The sequence below is a fragment of the Parvularcula dongshanensis genome (genome assembly GCF_014199615.1).
GTDB lineage: Bacteria > Pseudomonadota > Alphaproteobacteria > Caulobacterales > Parvularculaceae > Parvularcula > Parvularcula dongshanensis.
This window is the reverse complement of record NZ_JACHOB010000002.1, coordinates 218135-234196: the sequence shown is the minus strand read 5'-3', so window position 1 is coordinate 234196 and position 16062 is coordinate 218135. Positions and strand designations below refer to the sequence as shown.

The 16062-nt window shown below is 68.4% G+C and carries 16 protein-coding genes and 1 tRNA gene; 11 read left to right on the top strand and 6 right to left on the bottom strand.

Features of this window, described 5'->3' with window-relative positions:
* Positions 1-11: 11 nt before the first annotated feature.
* Positions 12-977: an NAD-dependent epimerase/dehydratase family protein gene (locus GGQ59_RS06830; protein WP_183817033.1), complete on the bottom strand. Its 966-nt coding sequence runs from the start codon at positions 975-977 to the stop codon at positions 12-14.
* Between the two features lie 78 nt (positions 978-1055).
* On the opposite strand from GGQ59_RS06830, the gene GGQ59_RS06825 reads away from it, so the two are divergent.
* From GGQ59_RS06825 to GGQ59_RS06795, 7 genes are all read left to right on the top strand, one after another.
* Positions 1056-1664, top strand: coding sequence for a nicotinate-nucleotide adenylyltransferase (locus tag GGQ59_RS06825; RefSeq protein ID WP_221400921.1), 609 nt, complete (start codon positions 1056-1058; stop codon positions 1662-1664).
* A gap of 217 nt (positions 1665-1881) precedes the next feature.
* The gene (rsfS, locus tag GGQ59_RS06820) at positions 1882-2277 is read left to right on the top strand and encodes a ribosome silencing factor (protein WP_183817032.1); all 396 of its coding nucleotides are present in this window, start codon (positions 1882-1884) and stop codon (positions 2275-2277) included.
* 18 nt (positions 2278-2295) lie between these two features.
* Positions 2296-2784, top strand: coding sequence for a 23S rRNA (pseudouridine(1915)-N(3))-methyltransferase RlmH (locus tag GGQ59_RS06815; RefSeq protein ID WP_183817031.1), 489 nt, complete (start codon positions 2296-2298; stop codon positions 2782-2784).
* 45 nt (positions 2785-2829) lie between these two features.
* Positions 2830-4002 (top strand): peptidoglycan DD-metalloendopeptidase family protein, encoded by a 1173-nt coding sequence (locus GGQ59_RS06810; RefSeq protein ID WP_183817030.1) that lies wholly within the window; start codon positions 2830-2832, stop codon positions 4000-4002.
* A 156-nt stretch (positions 4003-4158) separates the two neighbouring features.
* Complete coding sequence (locus GGQ59_RS06805) at positions 4159-5640, top strand: S41 family peptidase (RefSeq protein WP_246408514.1); 1482 nt, start codon at positions 4159-4161, stop codon at positions 5638-5640.
* 38 nt (positions 5641-5678) lie between these two features.
* Positions 5679-5990: a hypothetical protein gene (locus GGQ59_RS06800; protein ID WP_183817029.1), complete on the top strand. Its 312-nt coding sequence runs from the start codon at positions 5679-5681 to the stop codon at positions 5988-5990.
* 62 nt (positions 5991-6052) lie between these two features.
* Complete coding sequence (locus tag GGQ59_RS06795) at positions 6053-7063, top strand: glycoside hydrolase family 5 protein (protein ID WP_183817028.1); 1011 nt, start codon at positions 6053-6055, stop codon at positions 7061-7063.
* Here the strand turns inward: GGQ59_RS06795 and GGQ59_RS06790 are convergent, their stop codons facing one another.
* The 3 genes from GGQ59_RS06790 to GGQ59_RS06780 all read right to left on the bottom strand — a co-directional run bounded on the left by GGQ59_RS06790 (position 7064) and on the right by GGQ59_RS06780 (position 9282).
* Positions 7064-7915, bottom strand: coding sequence for a TerC family protein (locus tag GGQ59_RS06790; RefSeq protein ID WP_183817027.1), 852 nt, complete (start codon positions 7913-7915; stop codon positions 7064-7066).
* 218 nt (positions 7916-8133) lie between these two features.
* Entirely contained in the window at positions 8134-9159 is a 1026-nt protein-coding gene (locus tag GGQ59_RS06785) for a zinc transporter ZntB (RefSeq protein WP_183817026.1), read from the bottom strand.
* Between the two features lie 46 nt (positions 9160-9205).
* A tRNA-Met gene (locus GGQ59_RS06780) sits at positions 9206-9282 on the bottom strand.
* A gap of 362 nt (positions 9283-9644) precedes the next feature.
* On the opposite strand from GGQ59_RS06780, the gene GGQ59_RS06775 reads away from it, so the two are divergent.
* The 4 genes from GGQ59_RS06775 (at position 9645) to GGQ59_RS15410 (ending at position 13048) form a co-directional block, all read left to right on the top strand.
* The gene (locus tag GGQ59_RS06775; RefSeq protein WP_183817025.1) at positions 9645-10355 is read left to right on the top strand and encodes a glycoside hydrolase family 11 protein; all 711 of its coding nucleotides are present in this window, start codon (positions 9645-9647) and stop codon (positions 10353-10355) included.
* Positions 10356-10557: 202 nt separating this feature from the next.
* Positions 10558-11052 (top strand): CREC-EF hand family protein, encoded by a 495-nt coding sequence (locus GGQ59_RS06770; RefSeq protein WP_183817024.1) that lies wholly within the window; start codon positions 10558-10560, stop codon positions 11050-11052.
* Between the two features lie 2 nt (positions 11053-11054).
* Entirely contained in the window at positions 11055-11759 is a 705-nt protein-coding gene (locus GGQ59_RS06765) for a response regulator (protein WP_183817023.1), read from the top strand.
* Positions 11756-13048, top strand: a complete 1293-nt coding sequence (locus GGQ59_RS15410; protein WP_183817022.1) for an ATP-binding protein — start codon at positions 11756-11758, stop codon at positions 13046-13048. The genes GGQ59_RS06765 and GGQ59_RS15410 overlap by 4 nt, the downstream gene beginning before the upstream one ends.
* Here GGQ59_RS15410 and cysN read toward each other — a convergent pair.
* Together cysN and cysD are read right to left on the bottom strand one after the other, a co-directional pair.
* Positions 13033-14943 (bottom strand): sulfate adenylyltransferase subunit CysN, encoded by a 1911-nt coding sequence (cysN, locus tag GGQ59_RS06755; RefSeq protein ID WP_183817021.1) that lies wholly within the window; start codon positions 14941-14943, stop codon positions 13033-13035. The two genes, GGQ59_RS15410 and cysN, sit on opposite strands and share 16 nt — an antisense overlap.
* Complete coding sequence (cysD, locus tag GGQ59_RS06750) at positions 14943-15848, bottom strand: sulfate adenylyltransferase subunit CysD (RefSeq protein WP_183817020.1); 906 nt, start codon at positions 15846-15848, stop codon at positions 14943-14945. The genes cysN and cysD overlap by 1 nt, the downstream gene beginning before the upstream one ends.
* Positions 15849-16062: the final 214 nt, after the last annotated feature.

The following is a 16062-nucleotide window of genomic DNA, read 5'->3' as shown; positions in this document are numbered from 1 at the left end:
ATTCCTGCCGGTCACGATTGCGTCCGCGCCGCGAACCAGTCGGCGAAACGGGCCAGACCCTCGTCAAGCGGCGTCACGGGGTCGTAGCCGAGCTCCGTGCGGGCCCGAGTGATGTCCGCCCAGGTCCGCTCGACGTCGCCGGGCTGCATCGGGGCGAGCTCGATCTGCGCCTTCCGCCCAAGTGCCTGTTCGAGAAGGCGAACCATCTCGCCAAGATCCTGCGGCCGGTCGTTGCCGATGTTGTAAACGCGGTGCGGGACGGGTCCGTGCGCACCCGTCTCGCGTCCGAGGGCCGCCAGGATTCCCGTTACCACGTCGTCGATGTAGGTGAAGTCGCGCGCCATGCGCCCCTCGTTGAAGAGGCGGATCGGCGCGCCCTTCAAGATCGCCTCGGCGAAGATCCAAGCCGCCATGTCGGGCCGGCCCTCCGGTCCGTAGACGGTGAAGAAGCGCAAGCCCGTCAGCGGCAGTCGATAGAGACGGGCGTAGGATTGAGAGAGAAGCTCGTCCGACTTCTTGGTCGCCCCGTAGAAGCTGACCTGATCGTCGGTGCGGTCGTCCTCGGCGAAGGGCACCTTTTCGTTGGCGCCGTAGACCGAGGAGGATGAGGCGTAGACGGTGTGCCGGACCTGCCGGTGCCGCGCGAACTCCAAGACCTGGGCATGGCCGGTCAGGTTCGCCCGGACGTAGGCGAGGGGGTCCTCGAGCGAGTAGCGCACGCCCGCTTGAGCCGCGAGGTGGACCACCCGGTCGATCCCGTCCGGCAACCCGGCGAGCACACCGGGCTCGGCGAGGTCGGCCTTGACGAAGCGGAAGCCCGCCCGATCCTCGAACGTGGCAAGGCGGGCGCGCTTCACGGCCGGATCGTAGTAGGCGTTGAGCGAATCGAGGCCGATCACCTCGTCGCCGCGGTCGAGCAGCGCCCGGCAGACGGCGGCGCCGATGAAGCCTGCCGCACCGGTGACGAGGATCGACATGGAAGAACCGCGCAGCTTCGGAGAAGAGCCTATCAAGCCCAGGGGCGGGGCGCGGTCAAACGGGCAGGGGGCGGCGGCGTGACCGACGGCTTGCCCCGCTTCGCACCCGAAGACGCGGTCGGCCTCTTCGGGGGGTCGTTCAACCCAGCCCATGGCGGTCACCTCGCCGTCGCGGAGGCCGCGCGCCGTGCCTGTAACCTCCGCGCCGTGGTCTGGCTGGTCAGCCCGGGAAACCCGCTGAAGGCGCAGGCGGGCTACTTGTCGCTGCCAGAACGCACCGCCCGCGTTCGGGCCATGACGAAGGGGCGACCGGCGATGATCGCCTCGGATGCCGAGGCCCGCCTCGGGACCCGCTACACCGTCGACACCGTTGCCGCGCTCGCGGGGCGCCATCCCGGGGTGCGATTCGTCTGGATCATGGGAGCGGACAGCCTGGCGAGCTTTCACCGCTGGCGGCACTGGCGGCGAATCGCGAACACGCTTCCGCTCCTGGTCGTCAGCCGCCCGGGCCAGGCGATGCCGGCGCTCACGAGCCCTTCGGCCCACGCATTGCGCCAGTATCGCCTTCGCGAAGCAGACGTCGCCTCGCTCCCGCGCTGCCGGCCCCCCGCCTGGGCCTACCTTCCGGCCGTGCACGACGCCCGCAGCGCCACCGAGATTCGCCGCCGCGAAGCTTCAAGCTGTTGAGAAGAAAAGGGCACTAGGGCGTCTTTTCTCAACTCTCGGCAAGACCCCTTCTTTTCGGCCGTCTTGGCTGTTATCTTGGAGAGGTCGCCAAGCTTCGGCGGCGTTACGACTGGAGAGATCCCTGATCGCTTCCCCCCGGGCCCACAAGGCCGCCAATGACGCGCCCCTCCGCCTCGTGGCGGATGCAGGGCTGGACGCCGCCGCCGACAAGGCCCCGATGCTGCCGATCATCTTGTCGCGGCTCGACGAGGATCAGGCGCAGGACGTCGTCTCCATCAACCTCACCGGCAAGTCCGACATCGCCGATGCGATGATCATCGCCTCCGGCCGCTCTCAACGCCACGTCGGCGCGCTCGCCGACAAGATCCTTCGCGACCTCAAGGACGCGGGATACGGCACCGTTCCGGCGGAAGGGCTGCCGGCCTGCGACTGGGTCCTGATCGATGCGGGCGACGTGGTCGTGCACCTGTTCCGTCCGGAGGTCCGCGACTTCTACCGTCTCGAACGCATCTGGGCGCCCGAACGCTACGAGCCCGCCAGCAGCGACGCCGCGGCGGACGGACCCGGCGCGCCGTCGACCGATGCGGGTGAGGACACCGGCCTTCCGCACTGACGCGAAGGTTTCTTCGAGGTGCAGATCCTTCTCGTCGCGGCCGGACGACGTGATCCGTTCGAGGGCGCGACGGCGGACTACCTCGCCCGTGCCGAAGCGACCGGACGGCAGCTCGGCCTGACGGGGCCCATCCTGAAAACCATCGAGGCGCCGCGTGCGCTCTCGGGGCCTGCGCGTCAGGCCCGCGAGGCCCAACTCCTGCTCGATGTCCTGCCCGAGAAGGCCCGCGTCGTTCTTCTCGACGAACGCGGAAAGGACGTCGGCAGCCGCGCCTTCGCCAACCTGATCGGACGGGAGCGGGAGGCGGGGGCGGCCTCTCTCGCCTTCCTCGTCGGCGGAGCGGACGGGTTCGATTCGTCGCTGCTCGACAGCCTCGGCTCTCGGGTCGCGGCGCGGGTCGCCTTCGGACGCGCGACTTGGCCGCACATGCTCGTCCGGCTGATGCTGGCCGAGCAGCTCTACCGCGCGACGACGATTCTTTCGGGCCATCCTTATCATCGCGACTGATTGGGCATTGAGGCGGCGCCCCGGCCCAAGCTAGGCAGGGCGGCGGTGCGCTTCCTGCTCGTCCTCCTCCTTCTTCTCAGCCCCGCTTTCGCTCAGGACGCGAACGAGGCCGAGCGGCTCCGCGAGATCGAGCAGCTGCGCGAGGAGAAGGCGAAGGACGCCGAGGCGCTGCGGGCGCGAACCGCCGCGGCGGCCGAAGCGCTCAGGCAGCTTCAGGCGAACCTGGTCCGGACCGCCGAGAGCCTTCAGGAGGCCGAGGCCGCGGCGACCGCTGCCGAGGTGGCGCTCGCGCGAACCGAGCGCGAGCGCGCCGAGGTCGCCGAACGGCTCGCTGGACGGCGCCGCGCCGTGTCGGAGGTCCTGGCAGCGCTTCAGAACCTCGAGCGGACGCGACCGCCTGCGCTCGCCGTCTCTCCCGACGACGCGAACCGCGCCGCGATGGCTGCGATCGCCCTCTCCGCAGTGACGCCGGAACTCACGGACGAGATCGAGGCGCTCAAGACCGACTTGGCACGCATCGAGGAGATCCGTGCCCGTGCCCAGCGTGAGCAGCGTGCGCTGGCCGGGGCGGAGGCCGCGCTGACGGAGCGGCGGCGCCTCCTCGAGGAACAGCTCGCCGACCGGGAGCGGCGACAGGCCGCCGACGTGACCCGCCTTCGCCGGATCGAGCGGGAGGACGCCGCGCTCGCCGCCGAGGCGACGACGCTCCAGGGGCTGATCGAAGGCATCAGCCGGCGGGACGAGGGGCGTCCCGTACCGGCGGCCCCGTCGCTCCGGCCGGCGCCGACCGACCTGCCGCCCCCCGAGATCTACGCGGGCTTGCCGGACCGCTTCGCGGACGCGCGCGAGCGCCTGCCGCTTCCCGCGTCGGGACGGATCGTGCAGCGCTTCGGCGATACCTTGCGCGGCGGCGGTCGGGCTCAGGAACTGAGCTTGGTGACCCGGGGCGGGGCGGTCGTGACAGCGCCCTTCGGCGGCGTCGTGAAATGGGCCAAACCCTACGGTGCCCTCGGCAACATCGTCATCCTCGACGTCGGCGACGGCTACACCCTCGTCCTGATCGGCCTCGGCGAGTTCACCGTGCGGCGCGACGACCGGGTGCGGCCGGGCGAACCCCTCGGCTACATGCCGCCGGCGGGGGGCACGCTGCGCTTGCACTTGCGGCGGGCCGGACAGGTCCTCGACCCCGAACCTTGGCTGCGGCCGGGCGGCGGCTAAGGCTTTGTTAACGCTGTCGGTAAGGCCTCGTTAACCAAGCGGGCGTTCGATCTCGCTTCCGTGACACGAGTTTCACGTCGGTCGGCGCGGCCCACCCTTTGCTAAGGTCCGTATGCCATGCCACATTATCTACGAAGAAAGCCGGGGACAGCCCAGATGAGAAAGTCCGCCTCCAAGTCTTCGATGCAGCGCGGTGCCTCGGTGCCGGCCTTGGCGGTCTCGGCCGTCATGGGCGGCGCTGTGACGGCAGCCCTCCTGACGACGGGCTTCGCGCGCTCGGGCTTCGACGCGGACACGTTCCGCCAGCTCGACCTCTTCGGCGAGGTCTTCGAGCAGGTCCACGAGAACTACGTCGAGGATCCGGAGGACGAGCAGCTGATCGAAGGCGCGATCTCCGGCATGCTGACCAGCCTCGATCCGCACTCGAGCTACCTTCCGCGCGACGACTTCGACTCGATGCAGGAGCAGACGCGCGGCTCCTTCGCCGGCCTCGGCATCCAAGTGACGCTCGAGACCGAGGATCCGGGGCGCGGCCTCGTCAAGGTGATCAGCCCGATCGACGACACGCCGGCGGCCCGCGCCGGGCTCGAGCCGAACGACCTCATCTACGAGATCGACGGCGAGACCGTCTTCGGCATGACGCTGACCGAGGCGATCAACCTGATGAAGGGGCCCAAGGGCACCTCGGTCGACCTCAAGGTCGTTCGCGAAACCGAGCCGGAGCCGCTCGAGTTCTCGCTCGTCCGAGACGTCGTCACGGTGAACCCGGTCGTCAGCCGGGTCGAGCGCGGAAAGTTCGGCTACCTCCGCCTCGCGAGCTTCACCGCGCAGTCCGAAGCCAAGCTGCTGGCGGCGCTGGAGGACATGAACAAGGAGTCGGGCGGGGTCAAAGGCCTGGTCATCGACCTGCGCAACAATCCGGGCGGCCTGCTCGACCAGGCGGTCGCCGTCTCCGACGCCTTCCTCGACGGCGGCGAGATCGTCTCGACCCGCGGCCGCAGGGCCAAGGACTCCATGCGCGAACTCGGCACCCCAGGGGACCAGCTTCGGGGCAAGCCGATCGTCGTGCTCGTCAATGGCGGCTCCGCCTCGGCCTCCGAGATCGTCGCCGGCGCGCTCCAGGACCGCAACCGCGCCCTGCTGCTCGGCACCAAGACCTTCGGCAAGGGATCGGTCCAGACCGTGCTGCCGCTCGCCAACGGCATGAACGGCGCGCTGCGGCTGACGACGGCCCGCTACTACACGCCCTCCGGCCGTTCGATCCAAGCGCTCGGGATCGTGCCCGACATCGTCATGCCGATCACCAGGCCCGGCCAGGACGGCCCCGCCGAGCGACGTTCCGAAGCGGACCTGCGCGGCGCCCTCGACGTGCCGAGCGCCATTCCGGACGAGACCACCGCGACGGACGATCAGATCGGCGGCGACACGCTGACGACCAGCCAGCAGATCCTCCTGGACGGCCAGGCCGAGCTGAAGAAGCAAGAGCAGGCCGAGGAGAACGCCACCGCGCTCTTCGTCGAAGCGGTCGAGTGCCCGGCAGAGGAAGACTGCCAGCTCAATCGTGCCCTCGACATCCTCGAGGATCAGACCCGCTACGACCAGCTGCTCGCCGATGCGGGCCTGATCGAGCGCCACTGACGGAACGAAGAGGGCGGCCCACGGGCCGCCCTTTCTCTATGAGCGACTTTCCCGTGACGCCCGACGGCCGCTACTTCGTCGCGAAGGGCGTGCTCTGGCGGCGGACCGACCCGAACCTCCCCGAAGAGACACGAAAGGCGCAAGTCGGCGCGCTCATGCGGGCTCGCCGTGCCGTGCGCGACGCGCAGACGAGCGACGAGACCGCCGCCGCTCGTGCCGCCGTCCAGAAGGCCAAGGTGGCGCTCGGAGAACGAGGGCCGGTGTGGTGGCGCGACGGCGCGCCCGACTACAGCCGCCGGGCGCCGAAGAACACGCCCTATGCGGCCTGGTGGGCGGACCTCGAAGACTGACCTCGGCACTCGCGGTCCGCCTCCGTCCTGAGTAAGGGGACGGTTCCGATCGGAGCCTGCCTATGTCTCTTCTCTTGCGCGCCCTTCCGTCCTTGCTCGCCGCCGCCGCGGCGCCCGCTGCCCTCGCACAGGAGGCGCGGACCCCGGTCGAGCGGCACGGGGCTCTCTCGGTCGAGGACGGCGGGCTCGTGGACGAGAAAGGCGACCCCGTCTCCCTCGCCGGGGTGAGCTTCTTCTGGTCGAACACCGGTTGGGCGCAGGAGCGGTTCTACGATCCGGCGGTCGTCGAACGCTTCGCCGAGGACTGGGGGGTGTCCCTCGTCCGCGCCGCGATCGGCGTAGATGCGGGCGGGGGGCTGATCGATGATCCCGAAGGCAACCGCGCGCGCGCCGAGGCTGTGATCGAGGGGGCGATCGACGCCGGCGTCTACGTCGTTCTCGACTGGCACTCGCACCATGCCGAGGATCATCCGGACGAAGCGGTCGCCTTCTTCACCGACATGGCGAAGCGCTACGGCGACGCGCCGAACCTTATCTACGAGGTCTACAACGAGCCGCTCGACGACGCGGATTGGTCGGCCACGATCAAGCCCTACGCCGAGCGCGTCATCGGCGCGATTCGTGCCGTCGACCCTGACAACCCGATCGTCGTCGGCACGCCGACCTGGTCGCAAGACGTCGACGATGCCGCCGCCGACCCGATCGAGGGGCAGGAGAACGTCCTCTACACGCTTCACTTCTACGCCGGGTCGCACAAGGAGAGCCTGCGGGCGCGCGCGCAGGCGGCGATTGACGGTGGGCTGCCGATCTTCGTGACCGAGTGGGGGACCGTGAACGCCGATGGCGACGGGGCGCCGGACACCGCCTCCACGCGCGACTGGGTCGGTTTCATGCGCGAGAACTGCCTCTCGCACGCGAACTGGTCCGTCTCGGACAAGCAGGAGGGCGCGGCCCTGTTCCGCCCCGGCACGCCCGCCGAGGGGCCTTGGCCGGACGAAGCGCTCACGCCGTCCGGCCGATTGGTGAAGAGCATCCTCGCGGACTGGCAGACGGCCTGCGCGGCCGCCGACTGATCAGCCCTTCGCTGCGCTGATCCCGACGTTCGGTTCGGTCGTCGGCACGCCCATCCGCGCGGCCTCCGAGCGCTGGGAGAGGAGCTTGGTGCGGTAACGGCTCTGAACGACCGAGACGCACACCATGACGAAGATGACGAAGTAGAACGTCGCCTTCGACATCGCCTGCACCTCGAAGCCGAAGAACGACATGTGTGCCAAGTGGCCGGCGTCGGACAGGAGGAGGACGCCTACGACCAAGAGGATGAAGAGCCCCAGCACCTCGTAGGCACGGTTCTTCTCCAAGAAGGCGGCGACGTGATCGGATAGCCAGACCATGAGCGCGCCGCCCGCGACGATCGCGATCCCGAGGACGACGAAGACCTCCGACAGCGCGATCGCGGAGAGGAGGCTGTCGAAGCTGAAGATCAGGTTCATCGTGACGATCCAGAACAGCGCGCCGCCCACCGTCCGCTTCGCCGTCGTCTCTTCGTGCTCGAGATGGTCGACCGAGAGGAGGTGGAAGATCTCCTTCATAGCGGTCCAGATGATGAAGGCGCCCCCGAACAAGGTGATCAGCACCCTTACGGTGAAGGCGGCCGTGAAGGGGTGCGTCTCGATCGAGAAGAGCGGATCTTGGAGCTGCTGGAAGACGAGCAGGATGACGAACAACAGGACGAGCCGGAACAGGACGGCGAGCCCGATCCCGACCCGCCGGACGAAGCGCTGTCTCTCTGCGGGGACGCGCCGGCTCTCGATGGTGATGTAGAGCAGGTTGTCGAAGCCGAGGACGGCTTGGAGCAGGACCAGCATCAACAGCGTGAAGAGGTTTGAGAGGGTGAACAGCCCGTCCAGGCTGAAGATGTCGGCCATTACGTCCTCCAGATCGTCCGAAGGAGTGTTCCGGTTCGCACCGGCTTGTCTAGGCTCGTTTGCTGTCGCGATGGTTCAGCCTCGGGGCCCGTCCGGTTCGGACGGGCCCCCGATGCCCTCGGAGAGTGCAAGGCCGGGGCACAGGACTGAACGAAGTCTAGCTTCGCAAGCGGCGTGCCGTAACGCCGTCGCGGGGAAAGTTGTTCACAGCTTAACGGCTACAACCAGCCCATGCGGCGGAACACGAGCAGCAGCGCGACGCCGAGCGCCGCACAGAGAAGGCAGACGAGCCAGAACGCGGCGTCGGACTGCGCCCCCGGCATGCCGCCGACGTTGATGCCGAGAAGCCCGGTGACGAAGCTCAAGGGCAGGAAGACGGCCGAGACGACCGAGATGATCATCATGTTCCGATTCATCTCGTCGGCCCGGCGGGCGGCGATCTGCTCGTAGATCACGCCCGCCCGCTCGCGGGTGATGTCGAGTTCTTCGACCACGCGGGTGACGCGTTCGGCCTCGTCGCGCACGCTTTGGAGCGTCTTCTTGGAAAGGAGCCCCGCCTCGTTCATCGAGAAGCGCGTGACCGCCTCGCGTTGCGGTGCGACGTAGCGGCGAAAGACGATGGCGTCGTGCCGCATGGCCGACAGCTCTCCGCGAAGGTCCTCGGTGTCGGCCCGCAGCGAGAGCTCCTCGAGCGCGTCCACCCGGTCGGAAAGAGCGTCGACGACCGGTTCCAGCCGGTCGGTCAGCCCCCCGATCAGGCGGAGAAGAAGAGAGCCGGCATCGCGCGGCGCGGCCCCCTTGCGCAGTTCGTGCCGGATATCCTCGATCGCCCGCGACCGCTGCTTGCGGACGGTGATGAGGCGACCGGGCGCGAGGTGGATGCGGATGCTCAGCATGTCTTCGGGCGAGCGGCCTTCGTTCAGGTTCACGCCGCGCAGGTTCATGAGCAAGCCGTCCTCGTGCTGAACGCAGCTCGGCCGCGTCTCCTCGGCCAGGAGGAGGCGAAGCGTCGCCTCGTCGAGGTCCAGGTGACCGGGAAGCCAACTGCGGGCGCATTCGAGGGCGAAGTGCAGCCACAGGTAGCCGCCCTCGGGGGGCGTGACGCCATCGCCGTCGATCAGCTCCTGGCGGGAGAGAGGGGTGGCGACGCCGCGGGCGTCCACGGCGAACCCCTCGATCAGGCCGGTGCGAGGGCAGTGCGGTGGCGCGCTGGTCGCGCCGAGGGTGTCGAGCGTTTCGGACATGGGTCCGTCCTAGCCCGGTTTCGTAAGCGGAAAGTAGCGAGGGGGATGGTAGCGGAGGAGGGACTTGAACCCCCGACACGCGGATTATGATTCCGCTGCTCTAACCAGCTGAGCTACTCCGCCGAAGGGCACCGCTATGCCGAAGGCAGGGCGCGATTGTCAACGCGTGTCTTCGCCCAAGTGAACGCCGGCTGCTCAGCCGGCCGTAGGAGGAGGACGGTTATGCGGCCGGCCGCCTGCATGCGTCATCCGCAAGGGTGAGGTGTCTTTTCGTTCGCGCGAACTGCGGCCGACCTTTGACCCAAAAAGTTGTTAGCGCTAGCACTTGAAAGTCGAACGAAGAAGAAGTGGCAGGAAACGTCGAAAGGACCGGCGGTCGGACGAGCATCGTCCGCGCGTATTCTCTCTATTGCTCTTGAACACGATAAACTTCGTGCGGCCCGTGCTGAAAACAGTGCGGTGATAACAGCAAAAGGGAGGAAACCATGCTGAAAAGACTATCGACCCTCGTCGCGGCGACCGTCGCTCCATCGCTCTTGCTGCTCGGCGCGCCTGCCTACGCGCAGACCCAACAAGTCTGCGACGCCGACGCGACGGGCACGAATAGCGGCTTCTTCTACTCGACCTACTACCGCAAAGGCAGCGCCTGCCTGAACATGACGGACCAGTACGGCGGCGGAAACTACGGCGCGAGCTGGAGCCTTCAGTCCACCGGGCCGGTCGGGGAGCGCGGCGACTTCGTCGGCGGCAAGGGCTGGGCGACGGGCAGCCGCTACCGCACGGTCGGCTACAACCTCGGCTCGTGGAACCCCGGAAACGGCTGGCTCGCGCTCTACGGTTGGACCGAAAACCCGCTCGTCGAGTACTACGTCGTCGACACCTGGGGCGAGTGGCGCCCGACCCAGGGCACGCGCGTCGGCGAGGTCTACAGCGACGGCGCCTGGTACGATGTCTACCGCAATCAGCGCGTGAACGCGGACAGCATCGTCGGTCCCAATCAGACCTTCTACCAGTACTGGAGCATACGCCGGAACAAGGTCTCCACCGGTCAGAACCGAACGATCACCTTCAACAACCACGCGACCGCTTGGGCCGCGGCCGGTCTGCCGCTCGGCTCGACCTGGCGCTACCAGACCCTCGCTACCGAGGGCTACGGCAGCAGCGGCAGCGCGAACGTCACGGTCTGGGGTCAGTAGGTGTGAGCTAAGGGGCCTGGCGCTAGGAACCCCGCTCGTCCCGGCCGCCATCAAGCGGCGGCCGGGACGAAGGCCGATCATTCCGCTCGCCACGCGGCGTCTTCCGGTTACACTTCGCGACCCGAAGACGCCGCATCGGCATTCGGCTGCGAAGGACGCCGGTTAGATCGTTCCTTACAGTCGAACCGGAAAGGATCGCTCGATGAAGACGATGATCGCAGGGACTATCGCCACTCTCCTCCTCGCCGGGACGGCGCTCGCGGGGCAGCACGGGCACGGGGCGAAGATCGACACGGACGGTGACGGCGCCTTCTCGCTCGCCGAGATGCAGGCGGCCGCCGAGGCGCGCTTCGCGAAGGTGGATGCGAATGCGGACGGCTACGTCTCGGCTCAGGAGCGCGAGGAGACGCACGCTCGAATGAAGGCGAAGATGCGCGAGCGGATCGCCGAGAAGCGGGGCCAGGAGGCGGCCGAACGCTTCGACGAGCGCGCGCAGGAGTGGGAAGGCAAGCGTAAGGGCCGGGGCGGCGAGGGCTTCATGGCCCGCCTCGACGAGAACGATGACGGGTTCGTCTCGCTCGAAGAGACGCGCGCGCGGACGGCGGAGCGCTTTTCCAAGATGGATGCGGACGGCGACGGCCTCGTCACCCGCGAGGAGATGCGTGCAGCGCGACCGCACCGCGGAAAGCGCGACTGACCTTGACGGAGGCGAGCTCCTCCTTGCTCGTCGTCGACGACGAGCCCTCGATCCTGGAACCCCTGGCCGAGTACCTTCTCGGCCAGGGGTTCCGGGTTTCGACCGCGCCGGGCGCCGCGGAGGCGCGGGCGCTCATCGCGAAGGAGAGCTTCGACCTGGCCGTCCTCGACCTGATGATGCCGGGGGAGGACGGCCTGTCGCTGACCCGGTGGATACGCGCGAACGGGTCCCTGCCGGTGATCCTCCTGACCGCGCGCGGCGACCCGATGGACAAGGTCGTCGGGCTCGAGGTCGGGGCCGACGACTACATGGCCAAGCCGTTCGAGCCGCGTGAACTCCTCGCGCGCATTCGAACCGTCCTGCGCCGGGGCGCGCCGCACGGCGCGGCGAGGCGCTACGACTTCGCGGGCTTCGTCATGCACGTCGCGGAGCGCCGTCTCGTCGCGCCGGACGGCGAGGCGGTGGACCTCACGGGCGGCGAGTTCTCGCTCCTTCAGGTCCTGGCCGAGGCCGCCCCGCGCGTGGTCGGCCGCGACGACCTCCTGGCCGCGACCCAGGGGCGCGAGACCCATGCCTTCGACCGAGCGGTCGACAACCAGGTCAGCCGCCTTCGCCGCAAGATCGAGCCCGATCCGAAGGAGCCGCGGATCATCAAGACGGTGCGCGGTGGCGGCTACACGCTAGCCGCCAGCGTCGTCAGGCGGTGAGGAGGCTCTGGCCGAGAAGGCTCGGCGTTCAACTCGCCGTTCTCCTCGCGCTCGCGCTCTTCGCCGCGCAGGCGGTGAACCTCGGCCTGCTGGCGGCGAGCCGGCGCTACGCCGCCGAGGTGCAGGCGACGACCCTCGCCGCGAGCGTCCTCGCCCGGCGCCTCGACGAGGACAGACCGAGCCTGCGCAGCCGGTGGCGGGGCCGGTTCGTCCAGGCGGGGGCCGGACCGGAGGGAAAACGCCGGGAGCGCCTCGAACGGGTCGCGGAGGACACCTTGTCTGAGGACGGCGACGCGCGGGCCGTGCGCGTCGTGCGGACGCCGATCGAGTGGCGCGGAGAGACCCGGCGCGGCGTGTCCGTCGCCGTCGAGGGTGATGGCGGCTGGGTTCATGCCAGCGTGCCCCTGCGCCGGCGTGACGACGTCGCGATCGCGCCGCTCCTTCTTCAAACGGGGCTCCTCTACCTCATCGTGCTTCTGCCGGTCTTATGGCTCGCGCGCAGGATCGCCCGGCCGCTCGCCGCGCTGACCGAGGCCGCCCGCACGCATCGAGTGGGCGCGCCGCCGCCGGATCTGCCGGAGCAAGGTCCTGAGGACGTCCGGCAGCTGACCGCGGCCTTCACCGCCATGCAGGCGCGCATCGCCGCGCTCTTCGCCGAGCGGGACGCCATGCTGGGCGCGATCGGCCACGACCTCAGGACGCCGATCACGGCCCTGCGCCTGCGGGCCGAGCAGGTTCAGGACGAGCGCCTGCGGGGAAAGATGATCGCGAGCCTGCGCGACACCGAGGCCATGCTCGAGGACGTGCTGACGCTCGCGCGTTTCGGCGCGCCGAGCGGCGATGCCGAGGAGACCGACCTCGCGGCGCTCGCGAAGGAGACGGCGGACACGGCGCGGGCCGCGGGCGAGCGGGTCACGTTGGGCGTGCTGCCGAGCGTTCGTGCGGCCGTCCATCCCGTCCTGGTCCGCCGGGCTCTTCAGAACCTCGTCGGCAACGCGCATCGCTACGCGAATGGCGGCCGCGTCGAACTCCGTCAGGAGAAGGACGAGGCGGTGCTGACCGTCACCGACGACGGCCCCGGCCTTCCGGACGGTTTTCTGGCCGGCGCCGGCACGGCCTTCTTACGAGGGGAGGGCTCGAGAAGTCGCTCGACGGGCGGCACGGGGCTGGGCCTCGCCATCGCCCGGCGGGTGGCGGAGGTCCATGGCGGGACGCTGACCCTGACGAACAGGCCGGGCGGCGGATTCTCCGCCGCCCTTCGCCTGCCGGTGAATCAGCCCGTGAGGTAGCCGTTCTCGTCGAGGTAGCCGACGATCTTCTCGGCGGCTTCCTCGGCCGTCATGTCGACCGTGTTGATCGTCAGCTCCGCGTTGCGGGGCGTCTGGTACTCGGAGTCGATGCCGGTGAAGTTCTTCAGCTGACCCGAGCGCGCCTTGGCGTAGAGCCCTTTGACGTCGCGGCTTTCCGCGACCTCGAGCGGCGTGTCGACGTGCACCTCGATGAACTCGCCTTCGCCCATCAGGTCGCGCGCCATCTGGCGCTCGTCCCGGAAGGGCGAGATGAACGACGTCATCACGAGGAGGCCAGCGTCGAGCATCAGCTTCGCGGTCTCGGCCACGCGGCGGATGTTCTCGACCCGGTCGGCATCGGTGAAGCCGAGGTCCTTGTTCAGGCCGTGCCGCACATTGTCCCCGTCGAGGATCAGCGTGTGGCGACCCATGTCGTGGAGCCGCTTCTCGACCAGGTTCGCGATCGTCGACTTGCCCGAGCCCGACAGGCCCGTGAACCAGAGGACGGCGGGCTTCTGGTGCTTGATCGCGGCGCGCTCGGCCTTTCCGACCTCGAGCGCCTGCCAGTGCACGTTGGCGGCTCTGCGCAGCGAGTAGTCGATCATGCCCGCGCCGACCGTGGCGTTGGTCTGCTTGTCGATGACGACGAAGCTGCCGGTCTGGCGGTTCTCCCGGTACGGATCGAAGGCGATCGGCGCGGAGAGGTTGAGGTTCACCTCGCCGATCTCGTTGAGCGCCAGCGTCTTGCCGGGGCGCTCTTCGAGCGTGTTGACGTCGATCTTGTTCTTCAGCGCCGAGACGACGCCGGGCAGCGTCCGGTTCGCCGTCTTGAAGACGTACTGACGGCCCGGCAGCATCTCGTCGTCCGCCATCCAGATCATCTTGGCCTGGAACTGGTCCGACTGCTCGGCGGGCGAGTCCTTGCCGCAGATCATGTCGCCGCGGCTGACGTCGATCTCGTCGGTCAGCGTCAGGGTGACGGCCTGCCGCTTGATCCCCTCTTCGAGGTCGCCGTCCATGGTCACGACGCGCGCGACGGTCGAGCGGCGGCCAGACGGCACGGCGATGATGGGATCGCCCGGCCTCACGCTGCCAGAGGCGATCGTGCCGGAGAAGCCGCGGAAGTCGAGGTTCGGCCGGTTCACCCACTGGACGGGCAGGCGGAAGGGGGCTTGGGTGTCGACCTCGGTGCTCACCGTCTCGAGGTGCTCGAGGAGGGCGGGACCGTCATAATAGGGCGTGTTCTTCGAGCGCTCGGTGACGTTGTCGCCCGCGAGCGCGGAGAGCGGCACGCAGAGGATCTCGCCGAAGCCGAGGTTCTTCGAGAACTCGCGGTAGTCCCGCTCGATCTCTTGGAACCGGTCCTCGGAGTAGTCCACGAGGTCCATCTTGTTGACCGCGAGGACGACGTTCCGGATGCCGAGCAGCGAGCAGATGAAGCTGTGCCGCTTGGTCTGCGGCATCAGCCCTGCGCGCGCGTCGACCAGCAGGATGGCGAGGTCCGCCGTCGAGGCGCCGGTCGCCATGTTGCGCGTGTACTGCTCGTGGCCGGGCGTGTCCGCGACGATGAACTTGCGCCGCTCGGTCGAGAAGAACCTGTAGGCGACGTCGATCGTGATGCCCTGCTCGCGCTCGGCGGCGAGGCCGTCGACGAGGAGGGCGAAGTCGATGTTCTGCCCTTGCGTGCCGTGCTTCTTCGAGTCCGCGTCGAGGCCGGCGATCTGGTCCTCGTAGAGCATCTGCGCGTCGTAGAGCAGGCGCCCGATCAAGGTGGACTTGCCGTCGTCCACCGAGCCGCAGGTGATGAAGCGGAGGAGGGACTTCTCTTCGTGGCGCTGCAGGTAGGCGACGACGTCCTCGTCGATCAGCGCGCGGTCCTGGTCGGTGAGGGCCATTAGAAGTAGCCTTCCTGTTTCTTCTTCTCCATCGAAGCGGCTTGGTCACTGTCGATGACGCGGCCTTGGCGCTCGGATGAGGTGGCGAGGAGTGTTTCCTGAATGATCTCGGGCAGGGTCGCGGCCTTGCTCTCGACCGCGCCCGTCAGCGGGTAGCAGCCGAGCGTGCGGAAGCGGACGGACTTGGTCTCGACGTTCATGCCTTCGAGCGGCATCCGGTCGTCGTCGACCATGATCAGCGTGCCGTCCATGTTCACGACGGGACGCTCGGCCGCGAAGTAGAGGCCGGGGATCTCGATGTTCTCGCGGAAGATGTACTGCCAGATGTCGAGCTCGGTCCAGTTCGACAGCGGGAAGACCCGGATGGTCTCGCCCTTGTGGATCCGCGTGTTGTAGATGTTCCAGAGCTCGGGGCGCTGGTTCTTGGGATCCCAGCGGTGGCCGGGCGCGCGGAAGGAAAAGATGCGTTCCTTTGCGCGGGACTTCTCCTCGTCGCGCCGCGCGCCGCCGAAGGCCGCCTGGAAGCCGTGCTTGTCGAGCGCTTGCTTCAGCGCCTGCGTCTTCATGACGTCCGTGTGGTAGGCGGAGCCGTGCGTGAACGGGCCGACGCCTTGGCTCCGGCCCTCCTCGTTGATGTGCACGATCAGGTCGAGGCCGAGCTTCTTGGCCGTCTCGTCCCGGAACCGCACCATCTCCTGGAACTTCCAGGTCGTATCGACATGCATGAAGGGGAAGGGCGGCACGCTCGGATAGAACGCCTTGCGCGCGAGGTGCAGCATGACCGAGCTGTCCTTGCCGACCGAGTAGAGGAAGACGGGCTTGTCGACCTCTGCTGCGACCTCGCGGAAGATGTGGATGCTCTCCGCCTCCAGGCGGTCGAGGTGGGTCAGGGATCGATCCGACATAGTAAAGGGTCTCACGAGGGGAAGTTGATCGTAGGCTCACCCGACAGCATTCATGATGCGTGCCGCAAGCGCGAAGGCGAGGGCGCCTTAAGGCCTGCTCTCACGGCGTGACAAGGCGGCGCGCCGGGTAGGGTGGGCGCGGAACGCGGGATCGTGACCTGTGCCGTCGGGGCGCCGGACTCGCCAAAGACGGTCGGCGAGGGGGGCCAAGCTG